The 20,345-nt window shown below is 68.4% G+C and carries 12 protein-coding genes; 5 read left to right on the top strand and 7 right to left on the bottom strand.

What is annotated here, in order from left to right; translation table 11 throughout:
- Nucleotides 1-193: 193 nt before the first annotated feature.
- A complete protein-coding gene (locus tag AC6JA9_RS27255) occupies nt 194-814 on the bottom strand; it encodes a DUF2378 family protein (RefSeq protein WP_046714688.1) in 621 nt (206 codons plus the stop codon).
- A gap of 125 nt (nt 815-939) precedes the next feature.
- Nucleotides 940-1,953, bottom strand: coding sequence for a LysR family transcriptional regulator (locus AC6JA9_RS27250; protein ID WP_497958074.1), 1,014 nt, complete (start codon nt 1,951-1,953; stop codon nt 940-942).
- An 80-nt stretch (nt 1,954-2,033) separates the two neighbouring features.
- Here AC6JA9_RS27250 and AC6JA9_RS27245 point away from each other — a divergent pair, with 80 nt between their 5' ends.
- Nucleotides 2,034-2,933, top strand: coding sequence for an NmrA family NAD(P)-binding protein (locus AC6JA9_RS27245; RefSeq protein ID WP_497958073.1), 900 nt, complete (start codon nt 2,034-2,036; stop codon nt 2,931-2,933).
- A gap of 64 nt (nt 2,934-2,997) precedes the next feature.
- On the opposite strand, the gene AC6JA9_RS27240 is transcribed toward AC6JA9_RS27245, so the two are convergent.
- Entirely contained in the window at nt 2,998-3,711 is a 714-nt protein-coding gene (locus tag AC6JA9_RS27240) for an iron-containing redox enzyme family protein (RefSeq protein WP_497958072.1), read from the bottom strand.
- 352 nt (nt 3,712-4,063) lie between these two features.
- Between AC6JA9_RS27240 and AC6JA9_RS27235 the strand changes: the two genes are divergently transcribed.
- The 3 genes from AC6JA9_RS27235 to AC6JA9_RS27225 all read left to right on the top strand — a co-directional run bounded on the left by AC6JA9_RS27235 (nt 4,064) and on the right by AC6JA9_RS27225 (nt 10,786).
- Nucleotides 4,064-5,737, top strand: coding sequence for a hypothetical protein (locus tag AC6JA9_RS27235; RefSeq protein ID WP_497958071.1), 1,674 nt, complete (start codon nt 4,064-4,066; stop codon nt 5,735-5,737).
- Between the two features lie 1,480 nt (nt 5,738-7,217).
- On the top strand, nt 7,218-7,940 hold the full coding sequence (locus tag AC6JA9_RS27230) for a siderophore-interacting protein (protein WP_497958070.1): 723 nt from the start codon (nt 7,218-7,220) through the stop codon (nt 7,938-7,940).
- Nucleotides 7,941-8,044: 104 nt separating this feature from the next.
- Nucleotides 8,045-10,786 carry a bifunctional acetate--CoA ligase family protein/GNAT family N-acetyltransferase gene (locus AC6JA9_RS27225; protein WP_267700398.1) on the top strand — a complete coding sequence of 914 codons (2,742 nt, stop codon included), beginning with the start codon at nt 8,045-8,047 and terminating at the stop codon, nt 10,784-10,786.
- Nucleotides 10,787-10,816: 30 nt separating this feature from the next.
- Here AC6JA9_RS27225 and AC6JA9_RS27220 read toward each other — a convergent pair whose 3' ends face one another.
- The gene (locus AC6JA9_RS27220; protein WP_497958069.1) at nt 10,817-13,504 is read right to left on the bottom strand and encodes a galactose oxidase-like domain-containing protein; all 2,688 of its coding nucleotides are present in this window, start codon (nt 13,502-13,504) and stop codon (nt 10,817-10,819) included.
- A 215-nt stretch (nt 13,505-13,719) separates the two neighbouring features.
- Here AC6JA9_RS27220 and AC6JA9_RS27215 point away from each other — a divergent pair, with 215 nt between their 5' ends.
- Complete coding sequence (locus tag AC6JA9_RS27215) at nt 13,720-16,266, top strand: DEAD/DEAH box helicase (protein WP_223751611.1); 2,547 nt, start codon at nt 13,720-13,722, stop codon at nt 16,264-16,266.
- A 3-nt stretch (nt 16,267-16,269) separates the two neighbouring features.
- On the opposite strand, the gene AC6JA9_RS27210 is transcribed toward AC6JA9_RS27215, so the two are convergent.
- The 3 genes from AC6JA9_RS27210 to AC6JA9_RS27200 form a co-directional block, all read right to left on the bottom strand.
- Nucleotides 16,270-16,677, bottom strand: a complete 408-nt coding sequence (locus AC6JA9_RS27210) for a hypothetical protein (RefSeq protein ID WP_497958068.1) — start codon at nt 16,675-16,677, stop codon at nt 16,270-16,272.
- Nucleotides 16,678-17,149: 472 nt separating this feature from the next.
- A complete protein-coding gene (locus AC6JA9_RS27205) occupies nt 17,150-19,501 on the bottom strand; it encodes a glycosyltransferase family 39 protein (RefSeq protein WP_497958067.1) in 2,352 nt (783 codons plus the stop codon).
- Between the two features lie 128 nt (nt 19,502-19,629).
- Complete coding sequence (locus AC6JA9_RS27200) at nt 19,630-20,319, bottom strand: LysR substrate-binding domain-containing protein (RefSeq protein WP_497960765.1); 690 nt, start codon at nt 20,317-20,319, stop codon at nt 19,630-19,632.
- Between the last annotated feature and the right edge of the window lie 26 nt (nt 20,320-20,345).

Below are 20,345 nucleotides of genomic sequence, written 5' to 3'. Positions count from 1 at the left end.
GTCCTCCACTTCGGGACTCAGCGACTGCAGCGCGGATGCCAGCGTGGGGACGCGGGGGAGGGCGGCGAGGCCTCACTCGGGAGCGCGTGCCCCCGGGACCTCCGTCGCGCCCGCTCGCAAGCTGCGCGAGCATGGCGTTCCGCGAGCCACCCTGGCGGATTGCGACAGGGGGGCGCGCGGGACTCGGGGCACCTCAGGCGCGAGGACGCGACGCGCCCGCCGACCCATCCTCCGGGGGAGGCATGGCCGCCTCCGCCGTCACCTCCGCCCAGCGGATGTGGAACGTCGACGCCGTGCCGTCGAACTCCTCTGGCAGCACCACCACGCGGAAGCCACCACACAGCTCCACCGCCCGGGCCAGCAGCCCCGCGGAGAACGTGGGCAGGTCCGCCAGCACGTCGTTCATCCGCAGCTCCAGGAAAGTGGGGCTGCGCTCGACGATTTCGACCACACTGAAGTTGTTGCCGGCGCGAAAGCCCATCCCCGCCCGCAGCAGCATCCTCCGGGGGCCGGCGAGCCGGACGACGCCCAAGAGCGCGCGACCGAAGAAGGTCCCGAAGTAGGCGTCCATGAAGCGCTCGCCCAGCGAGTAGTACGCGGCCTCGGCGGGAACTCCGCCGTAGACGTGACCCGCGGCGATGCGAAGGAACTCCTTCCATTGCTCCAGCGTGTAGGTCCGCTCCAGCTTCTGCTCGAGGTCCAGCCCCGCACGACGCAGGTGCTCGCGGCACGCGGGCGTGAGCCGGTTCTCGAGAGCGCGAAGGAAGAGCGCTTCCACGGTTTGCGTGAAAATCAGCTTCTCGGAAGAAGTCATAGGGTCGCACCCTACACCGGTCGGCCCGTCGCATGCTCGCCCACAGGTGAATCGGCGTTCAGTGCCCCTGTCGGCGAGCGACAGCCCGACTGCTCGCCGAGAAAAAGCCCTGGAGAGTCGAAGGGTTAGCGGTTGCTACGCGGTGCGGCGGCGGCGCGGAGCATCATCCCCCGGAGCCACCGGTGGGCCGGGTCGTCGTCAAAACGCTCGTGCCAGACCTGGAGGACGTCGAACGGGGCGAGCTCCACGGGGGGAGGGAGGATGCGGAGGTTGCCTGGCTCGACGAACAGCTCGGCGAGCCGGCGAGGGGCGGTGAGCACGTGGTTGGTGCGCGTCACCGCCAGCGCCGCGGTGAGGAAGTACGGCAGCCGCACGCCGATGCGTCGCGTGCGACCCAGCTTCTCCAGCGCGATGTCCACCGAGCCGACACCTTCGCCGCGCGGGCTCATCAGCACGTGCGGCAGCCGCAGGAATGTTTCCAGGTCCAACCGTTGCTTCACCACGGAGTTGTCGCGGCGCACGACGCAGACGAAGTGCTCGGTGAAGAGCTTCTGCTGGCGCAGGACGGGGGACGGCTCCGGATAGGCGCCGACGACCAGGTCCAGCTCGCCGCTCTCCAACTGGGCTTCGATTTGGGGGATGACGAGCGGGCGCACCACCAGGTCCACCTGGGGGGCTTCGGTGTCCATCAGCTCCAGCAGGGACGGGAGCAGGGCGGAGGCGAAGTAGTCCGTCGTGGCGAGGATGAAGCGCCGCGAGGAGGCCTGGGGGTCGAAGACGGACTCGTTGCGCAGGGCGCGTTGGACCTCGAGCAGGCCCCGGTGCAGGGGCGCGGCGAGCTGCTCGGCGCGAGGCGTGCGCACCATGCCGCCACGTCCCCGGATGAGGAGCGCGTCCCCGAGCAGCTCACGCAGCTGCCTGAGCGCGTGGCTCATGGCGGACTGGGTGATGCCCACGCGGGCCGCGGCGCGGGTGACGTTGCCCTCGATGAGCAGCGCGTCGAGCGCCACCGCGAGGTTGAGGTTGATGTTCGCCAGGTCCAGGTCGGCCTTCGCGGGCGGGCTCGGCGCGGGGGCGCGGGGGGCACGGGGCCGTCTGGGGGCGCGGGCCTTGCGGCGGGCGGTATGCATGGCGCTCATGGGCACATGAGTAACATGCGGTCGCCTCATGGTGTGGCCGGGCGCATCTTTCGCCCATCTCGAAGTCACTGGAGCCGCCCATGAGCATCGTCATCAACACCCCGAACGGAAACATTGGCCGTCCCCTCGCGCACGCGCTGCTCGACGCGGGAGAGCAGCTCACGCTCATCAGCCGGGACGCGCGCAAGGTGGAGGACCTGGTGAAGCGCGGCGCGAAGGTGGTGGAGGGCTCCACGGATGACGCGGCGGTGCTGGACAAGGCGCTCACGGGAGCGAGCGCCCTGTTCTGGCTGACGCCCCCGGCGACGCGGCCGGACTTCCTCGACTGGGCGGAGGCGACGGCGCGGGTGGCGGCCGGCAAGGCGAGGCAGCACGGCGTGAAGCGGGTCGTGGTGTTGTCGAGCATCGGCGCGCAGACGGGCCGGGGCACGGGCCCGGTGGGCGCGCTCCTGGCGGTGGAGGAGGCGTTCAAGGCCGCCGTCGCGGATGTCACCATCCTGCGCCCGGGCTACTTCATGGAGAACCTGCTGCAGTCGGTGCAGACGCTGGCGAGCGCGGGCTCGTTGTTCGTTCCCATCTCCCTGACGCGCGCGCTGCCCATGGTGGCGGTGGCGGACATCGCGCGCAAGGCGGCGGACGTGCTGCTGGACGCGGGCTGGAAGGGCGCGCGCATCATTGGCGTGCACGGCCCCGCGCACCTGTCGTATGCGGACGTGGCGCGCATCCTCACGGAGGTGTCCGGCAGGCCGGTGAGCGCAGTGCAGATCTCCATCGAGGACTTCCGCAAGGCGATGGCGGGGTACGGCCTGCCCGACTTCCTGGTGGGGCTCTTGGCGGAGATGTACCAGGCAGTGGGCGAGGGGCGCATGGACCCGGCGGAGCCGCGCAGCGCGGAGACCACCACGGCCACGACGCTGGCCCAGTGGGCGAAGTCAGTGCTCCTGCCCGCGGTGGAGCAGGCGCGCGCGGCGGCGGCGTAGTGATGGAGCGTGCGAGGGAGGAGCACCGCCAGGGTGCTCCTCTCGCCCGTGGGGTGTACCCACGTCAGTTCGCGCGGCGGTGTCTTGCCCGGTAGAGGTCGTCGAAGAGGTTCATGATGAGGTGGGCGCCGAGCGCCAGCCCTTGCTCGATGTCACTCGCCAGCTTCGGGTCCGATTCATAGGGGCCGTCGAGGAAGCGATAGAAGTCATCGGCATGCTTGTCGTCGAGCGTGGAGTGGAGCGGGTAGTGGACCATCTGGTCCCGCGCGAGCCAGCCGTGCTTGACGATGCTCTCACCCGTGACGAGGGCGATGGTGCCGAACAGGTCTTCGATCATCCCGAAGACCGCCATGGCGAAGTGGACGGACTCGAAGCAGGCCGTGCCCGCCAGGGACGTGTTGAACGCGAGGATCTCCGGCCAGGGGCGACACTTCTCCACCCGAGCGCGCGGCGCGCCAAGGCGCTCCAGGAGCAGGCAGAAGGCGTTGTCGTGGGCCTCGCCGGGCTTTCCGTTGCCGTGCTCGTCGATCACGTTCTCGAGGAGGGGGAGCCTGTCGGAGACGTTCGGCAGCCGGCTCAGGAGCAGGGCCATGGGACGCGAGAAGTTCGCGACGGCGGTGCGCATGTGGACCTGTGCCTCCACGAAGTCCTCGCGTGCGAAGTCGCCCGAGGTCAGCGCGTTGAGGTACTTGCTGGACTTGATGTGATTGCCGCGCTCCTTGAACGCGGCGATGTAGCGACGCAACTGGGGTGTCGCGCTGGGGGAAGCCAGAGACATGTTGGACACTCCTGTGGGTGAGGTGTGGCTTTGGGATGGTAATCAGGGGGCTCCGGCGCGGCCAGTTGCTTGTCTTGGAGTTTTGGACTGTCTTTGTTGCGGGGTCGTCTGGTTGTGATTGCGGGCCTCGCGTGGAAGGTTTGTTGAATTCACGGGGCGGGTCTTGGATTGCTGCGGGGAGCGTGTGGGCCCGCATGTGGGGATGAGTTGGTTGGCGTGGCCGCGGAAGCATCTGGCGCCCGTGCGGAAGCCTCGCTGCGGGCGGAAGTGTAGATACGCTGCGACCGTCTTTGACCGTTGGCCCGTGTCCGCGCTCGGCGCCAGGGATCATCCACTCCACTCGAGGCTCTCCATGCGTTCGTTGCGCCGTCTCCCTGCTTTGCTGCTCCTGTCGCTCGTCTTGGGTTGTGGTCAGGAGGGACTCCCCGAGCCCGAAGCCGAGACGCTCTCCGCGCGAACGGACGCGGCCACCCGGGGCGGGTGGACGATCCAGAATGCGTGCGGCAACGCGGGCACCACGCCTCAGATCTTCAGCAACACGCTGATGAGTCCCCCGGCCCTCAACATGGGCGGCGGTGCCCCCGCGAACTGGAATCCGGAGAGTGGCCGCATCCGCCGTGGCGGCATCGAATACGTCTCCGCCAATGGCCTGCGCTTCGAACTCATCACCGACCGGTGCACGTACATCAAGGAGGTCAAGGTCGGCACGCGCGTCGTGACGCCGGACTATACGGATGGCTATTGGTATTCCGCCACGGATGCCTCGTACCAGCCCGCGGACCCCAGCCGTTATGGCTACAACCTGTGGATCTTCTTCCCCTATCAGGGAGATGGCTCCACGAACCAGGTGACCATCACCGTGGGGCGCACCTTCGGCAGTGGCGTCGCGACGTACAGCTTCCCGATGGTGCAGGTGGATACGGTCGAGGCGAGCTCCGCGTCCGCGCCCATGGGGTTCTCGCGGGCCGAGCTGTGGAACATGTTCGGCAAGGCGCTCTACGAGAAGTTCAATCGCGAGACGAACTCGACCGTCATCACGTCGACGGATGGCTCCATGCGCCGCATCTACGACTACGACCCGAGCAGCCTCCAGCTCTCCGTCACCTCGAATGGCGTGGGCTTCTCGTTCAAGTTCAAGACGGACATCAACAACTGGTGCGACCCGACGATTCGCGCCTACGGCACGTTCAAGCTGAAGGCGGACTTCACGGGCATCTCGGTGGATTGGGTGACGGCGCCCCAGGCGAGCCTCGATTGGCCGGCCCTCTGCAGCGCGGTGCAGGTCGTTCCCATCCTCGGCCTCATCCCCAACCTCATCTACGACATCATCGAGAGCGAGGCGGCGGGCAGCATGTCTTCCACCATCGAGAACTCCATCATCGAGTCGCTGCCGGAGACGGGCTCCGTGAGGCTGTTCCTCGCTGGCTCGACGACGCGCACCAACGAGCTGCTCGTCAACCTCAGGCTGCCGGCGCCCTCCATCAAGATCAACGTCCCGTATGACGCGTTCGACATGACCCGGAGCGCGACGCTCTTCCCCTCGGGGGAGAACCTGACGCTGCTCGCGAGTGGCCTGGGTGTGAATGACTACGTCGCCGGAGTGACGCCCCAGACGACGCTCTACTCGGGCCCGAGCGGTGTTCCGCGCTACGGCTCCACCACGTGGCCGAACCCGCAGACGTTGAGCCGTGCGTCCAACCCCGTCTGGTATGGCCAGCCCATCGCCCGCTTGCTGGCGCGCACGTGGCCGACGGTGCTCTCCACGTCGACGTACCAGTACTCGCCGGGCTGCACGTTCAAGGCGCACAACACGTTCGGCAACGCGGCGGTGCGCTTCGGGGTGAATGACACGGTGACGGATGCGCAGCGGCTTCGCGGCGTCTTCGGCGCCGCCCCGGGCTACTCGCTGCGGGTCGTCTTCTTGAACGAGTTCAACCCCACGACCGGGGATGGCGCTTCCCGCTGCGCGGGCACGACGTCCGGCCCCGTCGTGTCCTCGGATGTGGGCGTCCTGGCGAGTCCGTAGCTTCCCGGGCCGCCATCGCTCCGAGTGTCAAGGACACTCGGGGCGTGCTCGGCGCGGAGCATTGCAACCGCGAAGCGCCTCTTCGCCAAGGTGATGTACCGGGCGGGCGGCAACTTGGTGCCCTTCACCGGGTACCAGGAGCGCGGCTATTTCGCGGCGAAGGCCGGCGAGCAGGAGGACCCGCCTTCTCCTCCGCACGCTTTACGGCGAAGGGCATCGCCTGATCGGCGAAGAGGTACGAGTACGTGCCACTGGAGGGCGAGCCCACAGTGCTGCTTGTGCGGCCGATGCAGGGCCGGCTGCTGTGACTACCACCCTGGAGCGATGGGGAGGTGTGTGTCACGCGAACACACCCCACCAGGCAGTTGATCGGCGCACTCATGGTGCGTGAGGCTCGCGAAATGCGCAATGCAATGACGGCCGTCGCCATTCTTGCATCGATGCCAGCAGCGTCTGCAACGCCGCCCCCGGAGTTGCCACCTGGGTTCATTAACATCGCAGCAGTCGAGGAGCGAGCATGGCTCACGATGGAGTGTGCCTGGGGCGCCACCAAGACTGAGGCCATTTGCACATTCACTCAACTTCGGATTGAGCAAAACTCTGTCGCAGACGTGACCGAGGCCGTCGCCAAATTCAAGGCCGACTACAGCAAGGATGCGTCCGAAACACGCAAGGAACTTGCGAAGATGTGCTCGGAGTGGACGGCAAGTTTCGAGAAGGGCAGGCAAGCGAAACTTGCTGGCTCAAGGGGCAACGACGCTGCCCGTATACGCATGATAGAACTTCTCGAAGCCCCATGCCTCTGTCGCGACGACGCTTGTCGCGTGCAAGCGTTTGGTTCACTCGTGGAGGCCCAGGAACGGGTGTGTAGGGTCCTGACCAGTTCATTCACAGCAACGCTGCGGCGTGTAGGAAAGGACAAGTGGGTCAATAGTCCGGCTCCCGCCGGAGTATGCAACGCCGTCACCGCGATTGTTGTCGAGCGGAAGCCCCCGTCAAGTTGGACCTTCACTCAGACCAGAATTACGGTCGACACCGACGACACTTTCTGTGCTGGGATGGCCGCTAATGTGAATCGCCCGTATGTCTTTTCGTCGGACGCAGCTTCGACATTTAAAGTTGACTGTGAGTTCGTCACTCCGTCGCTGATTGGGTGGTAGGGCTCATCAGACGAGTCAACCCGAACGGCAGACCTCCGCCAATCGGGCTGTGGCGCTCTGGTGGAATGCGCCAGTGAGTTCGGGCGGGACTCCGCTGTCTGCGGGATCTGCATGCGGGGTCTACACAGCGCCATTCCTCGCGCCGGATTGGCACAGAGAGCCAGAAGGGAGCACTGCTGACGAACCTAGGCGAAAGGAGGTGTCCGGCTGTTCTCGACACTTCACACTTCTTCATCTGAGCGTCATCTCTATTCATCCGCGAGACGGCTCGGAGGGGGAGAATGTGCTCTCGGAAAGACGTCGTGCGCGGAGAGCGAGTCATGGCTTCGGGGCAGGGAATCATCGGCGGATTGTTGGGGCGGTTGTTCTTCCGGGAGGCGACGGTGGAGCGCGTCCGCGAGGTGTCACCGCACTTCCGCTGGGTGGAGTGGGCAGGGGCCGGTCTGCGGGACGTCACCTGGAGCCCTGGTGACAAGGTGCAGGTCTATCTCCCGGGCGAGGGCATGCGGACGTACACGCCGCTGGGTTGGGACGCGGCGCTGGGTGCCACGCGCTTCCTCGTCTATCTCCATGGTGATGGCCCTGGCGCGGCGTGGGGACGCGCCCTCAAGCCGGGAGACCGGTGCCAGTTCTTCGGGCCGCGAGGCTCCATCGACCTGAAGTCCCTGAGCGGCCCCGTGGTGCTCTTCGGTGACGAGACGTCCTTCGCCGTCGCGCACACGCTGCGCAACCTGCGGGCGAGTACGGCCGACGTCGAGCACGTGTTCGAGGTCTCCGCGCGCGCCGAGTCGGAGTCCGTGCTCACGGAGCTGGGGCTCGCCAATGCCACGGTGGTGGAGAGGCAGGCTTCGGACGCGCACGCGAAGGAGGTGGCGTCGCGGGTGCGCGCGGCGCTGGAACGCCACCCTGGCGCGCAGCTCGTCCTGACCGGCCGCGCCCGCTCCATCCAGACCCTGCGAGCCACGCTGCGCGACAGTGGCGCGCCCCACGCGGGACAGAAGGTGAAGGCCTACTGGGCCGACGGCAAGCGCGGCCTCGACTGAGGCTCACAAGGGGCTCCCTTCTCAACGAGACGGATGACGGGTGCCACACGCTTTCCACGCAAGAGCCTTGCGTGGGGCCCCGCGTCGCGTGAGACACCGGACCCATGGACCCGCGCGCCCCAGGCTCCCGGAAGTCGGACCCTTCCTACGACGTGCTGCACCAGCAGCAGCGCACACGTCAGCCCCTGGATGTCCTCTTCAAGCCGCGCAGCGTCGCGGTGGTGGGGGCCAGCGAGCGTCCGGGGAGCGTGGGACGCACCGTCCTCTGGAACCTCATCAGCAACCCCTTCGGCGGCACCGTCTATCCCATCAATCCCAAGCGGCCCAACGTGCTGGGCATCCGCGCCTGGCCGTCCCTGCGCGCGCTGCCGGAGCCGGTGGACCTGGCCGTCGTCGTCACGCCCGCGGCCGCCGTGCCCGACGTCGTCCGTGAATGCGCGGAGGTGGGCGTCCAGGGCGTCATCATCATCTCCGCGGGCTTCAAGGAGACGGGCCCCGAGGGCGCGGCCCTGGAGCGGGAGGTCCTCCAGATTGCCCGGACCGCCGGCATCCGCATCATCGGCCCCAACTGCCTGGGCGTGATGCGTCCCCCCACGGGCTTCAACGCCACCTTCGCCGGCGCCATGGCCCGGCCGGGCAACGTGGCCTTCATCAGCCAGAGCGGCGCGCTCCTGACGGCCATCCTCGACTGGAGCCTGCGCGAGTCGGTGGGGTTCAGCGCCTTCGTCTCCGTGGGCTCCATGCTGGACGTGGGCTGGGGCGACCTCATCGACTACCTGGCCGATGACCCGATGACGCGCTCCATCCTCATCTACATGGAGTCCATCGGTGACGCGCGAGCCTTCCTCTCCGCCGCGCGCGAGGTCGCGCTCACCAAGCCCATCATCGTCATCAAGGCCGGACGCACGGCGCAGGCCGCGCAGGCCGCCGCGTCCCACACCGGCACGCTCACGGGCAGCGACGAGGTGCTCACCGCCGCCTTCCGCCGCTCCGGCGTGCTGCGCGTGGAGTCCATCTCCGACCTCTTCTACATGGCGGAGACGCTCGCCCGGCAACCCAGGCCCTCGGGCCGCCGCCTCACGGTGCTCACCAACGCGGGAGGCCCTGGAGTCCTCGCCACCGATGCGCTCGTGGCCGGCGGAGGCGAGCTGGCGGTGCTCGGAGACGACACGCTCGCCGCGCTGAACACCTTCCTGCCGCCCCAGTGGAGTCATGCGAACCCGGTGGACGTGCTGGGAGACGCGGACCCGGACCGCTACGCACGGGCGCTCGAGGTGGCGGGCAAGGACCCGAACAGCGACGGCCTGCTGGTCATCCTCACGCCGCAGGACATGACGGAGCCGACACAGACTGCGGACCGGCTCAAGCCCTACGCGAAGCTCGGGCACAAGCCCGTGCTGGCGAGCTGGATGGGAGGCTCCGAGGTCGCCGCCGGTGAGCGCATCCTCAACGACGCGGGCATCCCCACCTTCGGATACCCCGACACGGCCGCGCGCATCTTCAATTACATGTGGCGCTACGCGTACAACCTCGCGGGCCTGTACGAGACGCCCACGCTCACCGAGGAGCCCGCCGGGCGTCGCGACGTGGCCCGTGGGCTCGTGGACGCCGCGCGGGCCCAGGGCCGAACGCTGCTGACGGAGTACGAGTCCAAGCAGCTGCTCGCCGCCTACGGCATCCCCACGGTGGAGACGCGGCTCGCCACGACCGAGGACGGCGCGGTGGCCGAGGCCCAGTCCCTGGGCTTCCCCGTGGTGCTCAAGCTCCACTCCTACTCGGTGACGCACAAGACAGACGTCGGGGGCGTGCGGCTGGACCTGCGGGACGTGGACGCCGTGCGCGCGGCGTTCCGGGGCATCCGAGAGCGACTGGTGGAGCTGGGACAAGGGGACGCCTTCGCGGGAGTGACCGTGCAGCCCATGGTGCGACTCGGCGGCTACGAGCTCATCGTGGGCAGCAGCCTGGACCCGCAGTTCGGCCCGGTGCTGTTGTTCGGCGCGGGCGGGACGCTGGTGGAGGTGTTCAAGGACCGGGGGCTGGGCTTCCCGCCGCTCAACACCACGCTGGCGCGCAGGATGATGGAGCAGACGCGCATCCTCCAGGCGCTCAAGGGTGTGCGCGGGGCGAAGCCCGTGGACCTGGCGGAGCTGGAGCGACTGCTCGTGCGCTTCGGCCAGCTGGTGGTGGAGCAGCGCTGGGTGAAGGAGGTGGACATCAACCCACTGCTTGCCTCACCGGAGCGACTGCTCGCGCTGGACGCGCGCGTGGTGCTGCATCCCCCGTCCGTGACGGAGGCCGAGCTGCCCCGGCTGGTCATCGAGCCGTATCCGCAGCAGTACGTGGCGCCCTTCCGCATGAAGAGCGGCGAGGAGCTGATGCTGCGCCCCATCCGTCCTGAGGACGAGCCGGCGATGGCGCGCTTCCACAAGACGCTCTCCGAGCAGACGGTGTTCCTGCGCTACGCGGGGCTGATGCAGCTGAGCACGCGCGTGGCGCACGAGCGCCTGGCGCGCATCTGCTTCAACGACTACGCGCGGGAGCTGGCGCTGGTGGCCGAGCGCAAGGGCGGAGAGCTGCTGGGGGTGGGGCGCCTGACGCGCCTGCGAGGCACGGAGGACGCGGAGTACGCCATCCTCATCAGCGACGAGGTGCAGCACCAGGGGCTGGGGACGGAGATGCTGCGCCGGCTGGTGGAGGTGGGCCGCGCGTGGGGCGTGCGGCGCATCGTCGCGGACATCCTCGCGGGCAACCGGGCCATGCAGAACGTCAGCAAGCAGCTCGGGTTCTCCATCCTGCCGCACGAGGAGCTGGCCCCGGACATGGTCAAAGCGGTGAAGGTGCTGTGACTCACATCCGGGGCCGGTGACGCCCCGGGTTCAGCGGGCCTCGAGGTCCAGCTCGAGGTCGAACGCCACGTCGCTCGACTCCGCGTTGGCCTGCTTCACCATCACCGCGATGATGTTCTCCCCCTCGACGAAGACGGAGCCGTCGAAGCTGAAGGTGCTGAGGACCGCGTCCTTCACCACGCCGCTGGCGAAGGCGCCGTGCTCCATGCCGTTGTCCATGTAGCGCGAGTACACGAGTCGCCCGTTCACCCAGACGGCCACGCCGTCATCATGGAGCACCTGGAGGTGCGCGGTGCGGATGGCCTCGTCCAGGGTGAGCTTCTTGCGGAAGTACACGCTGGGCTGCACGGGGTTCGTCTTGGTGAGCACCGTGTGCTCGTCACCGTCGCCATAGCCGAGCCGGCCGGGCCCCTGCCGCCACGCGCTGTCGTTGAAGCCCAGGGAGATCCACTGCGCGCCAGGGCTCACGTTGCGGTCGTCGAGCTTCCAGTACTCCCCGAAGGCGATGGCCTTGAACCGGGGCGTGGCGGTGATGGTGAACGGCAGGTCCGTCTTGTCCTCGATGTCCGGCCGGGCGCCATCCTGGATGCGCAGCACGCCCTGGGACGTCTCCGTGCGCGGCACCTTCCACTCGTAGAAGCCGATGTTCGACACGCCCGTCTCCACGGTGCTCCAGCTGGCGCCGTTGTCCTGGGAGAACTGCACGTCGACGGTGTCGACGCCCGCGCCGTGGGTCATCCACTGCACCGTCTGCAACTGGCCCGGCCGCAGCGTCTCGCCCCCGTTGGGGCTCTCCAGGAAGAGGGCGTCGTGCTGCATGCCGTCCGTCGTCACCTTCAGCTCCAGATCAAAGGACAAGTCGCTGGAGGTCGCGTTCGCCTGCTTCACCATGACGGCCAGCGTGTTCTCGCCCATCGCGAAGCGCATGCCGGGGATGGTCGTCTGGCTCAGGTGGTTGTCGGAGCTGGCGCCCTGGGCGTAGGCCGCGTGGGCGGGGTTGGGAATCAGGCTGTTGAACACCTGCGTCCCGTTGAGGAACACCGCCACGCCGTCATCGTGAATCACCTTGAGCGTGGCCTGCTCCACCATGCCGTGCAGGGTGAACTTCTTGCGGAAGTACACCGTCGGATGCACAGGCGTCGTCTTCGTCAGCACGGTCCGCTCGTCCGCCTCGCCATAGCCGAGCTGCGCCAGGCCCTTCTTCCACGCGCTGTCGTTGAACGTCGCGGCCTTCCACGTCGGACCCGGGTCGATGTTGCGGTCGTCGTACTTCCACTCGGCGCCGAAGGCCACGGCGGTGAAGCCCGTGTTCGGCGGCGGCTCCGTGGGCGGCGGCGTGGTGCCATCCCCGCCGATGCGGATGATCTTCGCGACGGACGGCACCTTGCGCCCGTTGAGCAGGAACAGCATGTAGTGCCCGGGCGGCGCCACGTTGGGGTTGGGGGGCGCGACGACGTTGAGCCCGCCGCCGCTCGCGGTGAAGCGCAGCTTCATGAAGCGCTGGTTCTCGTCGAACGCGTGTGTGACGGAGCCCAGCCGCACCCAGGACGCCATGGTGATGTTGGCTGCGTCCGGCGTGTTGACGCGGAAGGTCTCCCCATAGCGGATGGTCGCGGGCGCGGAGGAGATGGTGGGACGCGGGCCCTTGAAGAGGTACGGCGGCGAGTAGACCTGCATCGTCTTCACGTTGCGGCTGCCGGCGGACAACAGGCGCCCGTCGGGCAGGAGCACGGTGGTGGAGTGATAGCCGCGATAGGTCCCCAGCGGGGCGAGCAGCGACCAGGTCTCCTTGACCGGGTCCCACAGCTCCGTCTCCAGGCGGGGGTAGTTGGGGTTGTCCGTGCCGGGGCCGCCGTGGCCGCCGGTGACGAGCACCGTCCCGTCCGGGAGCACGGTGCTGTTGTGCTGGCGGCGCACGTAGCGCATGGGGGCGACGGGGCGCCACGCGGGCTTGGTGACGTTGAGGTCCAGCACCTCCACGTTGTTGGTGGGCGGGTTGTCGCCGCCGGTGATGAGCACCTTGCCCTCGTCGTACATCACCGCGCTGCCATAGTTGCGGCTGGCGGTGTAGGTCGTGCGCGGGCCGCTGGTCCACGCGCCCACGCCGTCCGTGTCCAGATAGCGCGAGGGCCTCCAGTAGCCGGACATGAGCGTCTTGCCCGAGGGCATGACGAACATCCACGGGTAGTACATGAGCTCCAGGCTCGCGCCGGTGAGCGTCCGCCAGGAACCCTTCGAGGTCTGCCACACCTGGGGAATGAGGTTCTTGGTGCGGTCCTCCTTGGCGCCGCCAATCACCAGCATGTCGCCGTTGGGCAGGGTGGTGACGGTGGGGTACCAGCGGCCCGCGTTCATGTTGGGCAGCCGCGTCCAGGTGAGCTTGAAGGGGTCGAAGATGGCGGCGTACGGCAGGCCCGAGTCATCCGCGATGTGGCCTCCGGCGATGAACAGCCGCCCGTCCGCCATGAAGGCGTGGCCCGAGCAGAAGATGTTGAAGCCCGCCTTGGGCAGGGGGGTGAGCGCGTCGGTGGCGGGGTCCCAGAGGTAGGGATTGTCTCCATCCGCGAACTCGGAGAAGAACATCACCTTCCCGGTGGGAAGCACGTGGGTGTGGACGGCGGAGTAGGGCCACTTCTTGACGGGCGTCCATTGGCCGACGACGGCCGGGTCCGTGGACTGCGCCTGGGCGACCGCGACCGAAACCCAGACGGAAAGCAAGGCGAGACGCCATCGATGGAACATCATGCTGCCCCTTTGTTGGCCGGAGGTCGCGCAACGGTAGGCATGCGCTCGGGCCCCCACATCGTTCCGGCGTGCGTGGCCAATGACGCGCGGTGGACCGTGCCATGGGCCCCTCGTCGTGGCTCGTACGGGGGGCGCTCCGGGATTTCACAGCGGACGGGAGGCGGGGGCTGCTCTAGAGTCCGGCGGTGATGGCCACCCCTGAATCCCAAGCGCCGCTCGCAGCCCTGCTCCCCAAGAAGGGAGAGCCCGCGCTCGACCCGGACAGCATCCTGGACCGTTTCGTCGGCTATGTCGCATCGAACGGGCTCAGCCTCTACCCCGCCCAGGAGGAAGCCATCCTGGAGCTGCTCGCGGGCAAGCACCTGTTCCTCAAGACGCCCACGGGCTCCGGCAAGTCGCTGGTCGCCACCGCCCTGCACTTCAAGGCCATGGCCGAGGGCAAGGTCTCCTTCTACACGTGCCCCATCAAGGCGCTGGTGAACGAGAAGTTCTTCGCGCTGTGTGACGCCTTCGGCGCGGAGAACGTGGGCATGCTCACCGGCGACGCGAGCATCAACCGCGACGCGCCCATCATCTGCTGCACCGCCGAAATCCTCTCCAACCTCGCGCTGCGAGACGCGGGGGCGAAGGTGGACTACGTCGTCATGGACGAGTTCCACTACTACTCGGACCGCGACCGCGGCGTGGCGTGGCAGATTCCGCTCATCGCGCTGCCGCAGGTGACGTTCCTGTTGATGTCGGCGACGCTGGGCCCCACGCACATCATCGAGGAGAGCCTGCAGCGGCTCACCGGCCGCGAGGTGGCCACGGTGCGAAGCGCGCAGCGCCCGGTGCCGCTGGACTTCGACTACCGCGAGTCCGCGCTGCACGAGACGATTGAGGACCTCATCGCGCGCAAGAAGTACCCCATCTACCTGGTGAACTTCACGCAGCGCGCCGCCGCCGAGCAGGCGCAGAACCTCATGAGCGTGGACTTCTCCACCAAGGAGGAGAAGGAGGCCATCCGGCTGGCGCTGATGGACGCGCCCTTCGACACGCCCTACGGCAAGGACTTCCAGCGCTTCCTGCGCCACGGCATCGGCATGCACCACGCGGGGCTGTTGCCGAAGTACCGGCTCCTGGTGGAGAAGCTGGCGCAGGGCGGGCACCTGAAGGTCATCAGCGGCACGGACACGCTGGGCGTGGGCGTGAACATCCCCATCCGCACGGTGCTCTTCACGCAGCTGTTCAAGTTCAACGGCGAGAAGCTGGCGACCCTGAGCGTGCGCGACTTCCAGCAGATCGCCGGGCGCGCGGGCCGCAAGGGCTTCGACAACGAGGGCAGCGTCGTCGCGCAGGCGCCCGAGTACGTGGTGGAGAACATCAAGCAGGCGGCGAAGGAGGCGGCGGGCAAGAAGAAGGCGCCCAAGCAGAAGCCTCCGCAGAAGAACTTCGTGCAGTACGACAAGAACACCTTCGATCGACTCCAGACGGGCATGCCCGAGCCGCTGGAGTCACGCTTCGCGGTGTCGCACGGCATGATCTTGAACCTGCTCCAGAGCGACCACGTCCGGGGCACGGGGGGCTACCACCGGCTGGTGCAGCTCATCCAGCGCTGCCACGACTCGGACTTCCTGAAGCGCCGGCACCTGAAGGAGGCGGCGCGGGACTTCCGCACGCTGCGCGGCGCGGGAATCGTGGAGGTGCTGCGAGGGGAGGGCGGCTCGGGGGCCTCGGTGAAGGTGGCGCAGGAGCTCCAGCACGACTTCAGCCTCAACCACACGCTGTCGTTGTATCTGCTGGAGACGCTGGAACTGCTGGACCCGACCACGGAGACGTACGCGCTGGACGTGGTGACGCTGGTGGAGTCCATCCTGGAGAACCCGGAGGTGGTGCTCTACGCGCAATTGCACCAGCTCAAGGGCGAGAAGATTCAAGAGATGAAGGCGCAGGGCGTCGAGTACGACGACCGGATGGAGCAGCTGGAGAAGCTGGAGTGGCCCAAGCCGAACCGGGACTTCATCTACGGCACGTTCAACGCCTTCGCGCGCAAGCACCCGTGGGTGGGCGAGGAGAACATCCGCCCCAAGGCGGTGGTGCGGGACATGTTCGAGCGCTTCATGTCCTTCCACGACTACGTACGCGAGTACGGGCTGCAGCGCAGCGAGGGTGTGCTGCTGCGCTACGTCAGCGACGTGTACAAGACGCTGGCGCAGACGGTGCCGGAGCGCTTCCGCACGGAGGAGGTGGAGGACATCATCGACCACCTGCGCGCGACGATTCGTCAGGTGGACTCGAGCCTGGTGGACGAGTGGGAGCGCATGCGCAACCCGGACGCCGTGGTCGAGGCGAAGCCGGCGGTGGAGCTCAAGCCGAAGGAGCTCACCGAGGACCCGCGCGCCTTCGCGGCCCGCGTGCGCGAGGAGCTGCACCGGCTGCTGCGCGCGCTGGGGCAGAAGCGCTACACGGACGCGCTGACGCTCTTGGACAACCCGCTGGGCGAGTGGACGGCGCCGAAGCTCGAGCAGGCGATGGTGCCGTACCACGAGGAGCACAAGGTAGTGGTGCTCACGCCGCAGGCGCGCAAGCCGGCGAACACGTTCCTGAAGGAGACGGGCCCCCGGCTCTGGGAGGTGCAGCAGCGCATCATGGACCCCGAGGGACATGGGGACTGGATGATCGACTGCGAGATTGACTTGCGAGATCGGCGGCTGGACGAGGGGGCCATCCTCATCCTGCGGCGCATCGGGCCGTAGGCTTCAGCCCTGGGGGCCGGGCTTCACGGGCTCGGCCTGGGCGTGCTCGGTGGGGACGGGGGTGACCTCGCCGTCACCGAGGACGGACTCCTCGACGTCGAAGTCGCCCTTGCCGTCGGGGACGAGGACCATCTTCCAGTCGAAGGTGGAGAGGATGATGCGGTCGGCGTCGCACTGGACCTCGACCGTGGTGTCCTCGACGGTCCAGGAGCCGACCCACACTGTCGTCTTGTCGATGCACTCGGTGTCGCCGCACTCCTCGGTGGACGCGACCCAGAGGCGGCCCTCGGGCGCGGAGGCGCAGGCGACGGGCTCGACGTGGCGCAGGCGCGGCGGGGCCATCTCGTCGGGGGCGCCGGAGAAGAGCTCCTCGGGCGACGGTGGAGTGAGGCTCGGCTCCAGCGTGGTCATGTCTGGCTGCTCGGTGGGCTCAGCAAGCGTCGTAGACCGCGCGAGCGCCCCGGACGCGGCCAGCGAGCCGCACATCACCGCCACCTTCCACCACCCTGTCGTCCACATGACCTTTCACCCCTGTGCGGCACCGTGGGCCGCGTCGTGTGCACAGGGGTTCTGCAAGGCGCGGACCGGGCCTGAGTGCGGTCGATGGGCCACAGGGGCGTGGCGTGTGCTCACGCGAGGCGTGAGGCCAACGCCGGTCATGGGTGGGATGCCGCGCCATTCGTCTGTGCCGGGGCTGATGCGCCGCTCGTGCACGGCGAGCCCGGTACATGAGGGCGTCATGGCTGGCGCACAGAGCGTACCGGGTGCGGCTGCCGCGCCGCGAAGCCAAGGCGCGTCGCTGACGGTTCAGGAGGCCTGGCGGAGCGAGTTGCTCGCGGAGAGGGCGGGTGCGGCGCCGAGTCACGAAGCCAAGGCGCGTCGCTCACGGTTCAGGGGGCGTGGCGGAGCGAGTAGCTCGCGGAGAGGGCGGTGGCGGAATGGGGACACCGGAAGGTCGGGCCTGGGCCAGTTCCTGGGCGATTCGCGCGAGGTTCTTGTCCTCGGGGGCGAGCTTGCTGGCGCGAGCGGCGAGGTCGCGAGCCAGTTCCAGTCGTCCCGCGCGGAGGTGATGCTCCGTGGCCACGCTCAGCACCCCAGGAGCCTCGGCGGCTTCCGCGAGCGCCATTGCCACGGTGTCCTCGAGCGGACGGGTCGCGAAGTTGTGCCCCGGTAGAAGCTGGAGGGCGCGCGCATAGGCGCGAAGCGCCTCGGCATGGCGGCCGAGTCCCGTGAGCGCGGCGGCGCGCAGGTGGTGGGTGACGGCCACGTCGGGAATGGCGGCGAGGACCGCGTCCGCGTCCTGCAGCGCACCGGTGAAGTTCCCCCAACGCAGGCGCGCGAGCCCTCGCGCGTGTCTGGCGCTCAACAGGTCGTGGATGGCGAAGAGCTTCGCGTCCCAGCGGGCTCGCTGTTCCTCCGCATTGGTGGCGAGCGACTCCGCGCCAGCCACCGCGAAGGCGAGGGCGTCCAGCGTGCCGCCTCGTTCATTCAGCGACGCCTCCGCAGCCTTCAACGCGCCGGCGCGGTCGCCACGTGACAACAGGCAATCCGCCACCACCAGGGCGGGGTCCAGCGAGGTGTCATAGAGCGCTCCGCGATAGCCCGCGTCCTGGGCCGCGTGTGCGGCGGGGAGGGCCTGGTCGCAGTGGCCGGCGCGCCGTGCCAGCTCCGAGGCGAGGTAGAGGTCCATGGGTGTCTCCAGGCCCAGCTTCTCCACGGACATCGCTCCCGAGCGCTCGGCGACCACGGGCGATTCGAACGGCACGCCGCGCAGGGGCCTCGCGAGCGCGGTGAACGGGTGCGCGGCCTGGAGTTGCTCGAAGGCCTGGGTCGCTTCGTCGTAGCGGCCCTGCTGGAGCGCGGTGTTGAGCGCCGCGCCCGGACTTCCCACGGCTTCCGTCCGCGCGAGCATCCGTTCCACGTCGCGCACGAAGGGGAAGAACGTGGGCAGGGCGAGACAGAGCGCGAGGCTGACGGTCAGCAGTCCGAGGACCCGGGGCTCGCGCCGTGACTCGAAGGCCATCACCGCGAGCGCGCTCGCGAACAGCGCCCAGGCGGGCAGCGCGGCCAGTCGGTAGCGGCTCACGACGTAGAAGCCCACGGCGAGCGCGCTGCTCGCGGCGAGGTAGAGCACGATGAGCCCGACGCTTCGTCGTCGCGCGAGCATGGCGCCGAGTCCGGCCACGCCGAGCAAGCCCAGGACCTGGGCATCGAGGAGAGGGAGCCCCGCGAGGTGCGCTTCGGCGCGGCGCACCTCGACCAGGTCGTGGCCTTCCGGGCCGAAGAGGAAGAACGCCAGCTTCCGGCCGAACAAGCCGAGGACGGTTCCTGGCTCCTCCAGCGCGAAGTTCAGCGTCTTGCGCATCCAGTACAGCTCGGTGCGGGAGGGGGACAGGTCTTCGCCCGCCTCGGCTCGGGCAAACTGTCGGTAGAGGCTGTGCGCGTGGTCGGGGCGCTCGGGGGAGCGCAGCTGCGCCTCGTACTGCTTGATGAGCGTGGGCGGTTGCGCGCCCAGTCCCGTGCCCTCGGGGCGGTTGCCCATGTGCAGCACGGCGCCCGCGCTCATGGTCGCGCCGAGGTGTGAACCCACGGTCGCGCGGATGATTTGAGCGGGCAGCCAGGATGAGAACATCCCCGTGCCCAGCAACAGCGCTCCGGCGAGCAGGCTCGCGCGTCGTGCCTCGTGGCGGCGCTCCCAGAGCATCCAGCCCGTCGCGAGGACGAGGATGGCGAGGCCCGTGGGACGTGTCGCTCCCGAGAGTCCGAGCAGCACGCCCGCGAGGACCAGCCAGTGTTTCTGGAAGTGGGGCCGTGCGTGGGCCAGCAGCGCGAGCGCTCCCAGATTGAGGACCATGACCAGCAGGTCCGGCTCCAGCGTGGCCTCGTAGAGGAGGACAGGCGTCGTCACCGCGACGAGCGTCGCGGCGAGGAGTCCCACGGGGCGCGACAGCAGCCGGGCGCCGAGCACATAGACGGCGATGAGCCCGAGCGCGCCCGCGATGCTCTGGACCCAGCGCAGCGGAGTAGGGGAGAGGGCCACGTTGAGGATGAGGTACAGGGGGCTGAAGTCCGCGCCCTGCTCGGGGAGCATCCGGCCCGACGTCAGCAGCCGCGCGCTGTCGGGGTACTTGGCGAACATGGCCCCGGGGAGGAGGACGAGCCCGAGCGCGACGTGCGCGACGCACAACACCAGCAGGACGATGGGGACAAACCCACGGGGGAGGGGCCGACTCATGCTCACGGAGGGCACCTTACCGGATGTGCCCGCCCGGAGCGTCAGGGCCCGCTCGAACGCGTGCAGGGCGGGAGGTATCGACCCGAGCAGGCGACCTTGAACGGGCTCCCCTCGGCAACAGGCTCACGTCAGGAGGTCCTTGCTCCCGAGCGTCGGGCCCGCAGGAAGTCGACGAGCGCGCGCAGCTTGAGGGGGAGCTGGGTCCGACTCGGGTAGTAGAGGAAGAGGCCGGGGAAGGGCGGACAGTAGTTGGAGAGCACCCGGACGAGGCGCTTGTCGGCCAGCTCCTGCTCGACGGTGTGCTCCATGACGTACGCGAGCCCCACGCCATCGAGCGCTCCACGAACCATCAGCTCGTTGTCGTTGACGATGAGCCGCCCCTCCACGGCGACGGTGAAGTCCCGACCCTTGTCGCTGAACTCCCAGCGGTACACGGTGCCACTCCTGAGGTGGCGGTAGTTGATGCAGTCGTGCGCGTGCAAATCCCGTGGATGCTTGGGCCGTCCGCGCTCGCTCAGATACGCGGGTGAGCCGACCACCGTCATGCGCAGGTCGTCGGTGAGCCGCAGCGCCACGGCGTCCTTGTCGAGCATCTCGCCGAGTCGGATACCCGCGTCGAAGCCGTGCTCCACGATGTTGGTGATGCCGTCGTCGACGACGATGTCGAGCTTGAGCTCCGGGTTCGCCGCGAGGAAGCCCCCCAGGATGGAGTCGAGCACCGCCGCGATGGCCAGCCGGGGCACATTGAGCCGCAACGTCCCGGAGGGACGCCCGCGGACCGCGTCGAGGGACTCGAAGGCGGCGTGGATGCTCGCCATCGCGGGCCGGAGTTGTGCGAGGAAAC

The organism is Myxococcus sp. MH1 (assembly GCF_059738865.1).
The sequence above is the reverse complement of the archived record's forward strand: the minus strand, read 5'-3'. Positions and strand labels throughout refer to the sequence as shown.

Coding starts and splice junctions, on each gene's coding strand:
- AC6JA9_RS27205 (WP_497958067.1), bottom strand. CDS start 19,501: ATGAGTCGGCCCCTCCCCCGTGGGTTTGTCCCCATCGTCCTGCTGGTG.
- AC6JA9_RS27210 (WP_497958068.1), bottom strand. CDS start 16,677: ATGACCACGCTGGAGCCGAGCCTCACTCCACCGTCGCCCGAGGAGCTC.
- AC6JA9_RS27215 (WP_223751611.1), top strand. CDS start 13,720: ATGGCCACCCCTGAATCCCAAGCGCCGCTCGCAGCCCTGCTCCCCAAG.
- AC6JA9_RS27240 (WP_497958072.1), bottom strand. CDS start 3,711: ATGTCTCTGGCTTCCCCCAGCGCGACACCCCAGTTGCGTCGCTACATC.
- AC6JA9_RS27200 (WP_497960765.1), bottom strand. CDS start 20,319: ATGGCGAGCATCCACGCCGCCTTCGAGTCCCTCGACGCGGTCCGCGGG.
- AC6JA9_RS27225 (WP_267700398.1), top strand. CDS start 8,045: ATGGACCCGCGCGCCCCAGGCTCCCGGAAGTCGGACCCTTCCTACGAC.
- AC6JA9_RS27255 (WP_046714688.1), bottom strand. CDS start 814: ATGACTTCTTCCGAGAAGCTGATTTTCACGCAAACCGTGGAAGCGCTC.
- AC6JA9_RS27235 (WP_497958071.1), top strand. CDS start 4,064: ATGCGTTCGTTGCGCCGTCTCCCTGCTTTGCTGCTCCTGTCGCTCGTC.
- AC6JA9_RS27245 (WP_497958073.1), top strand. CDS start 2,034: ATGAGCATCGTCATCAACACCCCGAACGGAAACATTGGCCGTCCCCTC.
- AC6JA9_RS27230 (WP_497958070.1), top strand. CDS start 7,218: ATGGCTTCGGGGCAGGGAATCATCGGCGGATTGTTGGGGCGGTTGTTC.
- AC6JA9_RS27250 (WP_497958074.1), bottom strand. CDS start 1,953: ATGAGCGCCATGCATACCGCCCGCCGCAAGGCCCGCGCCCCCAGACGG.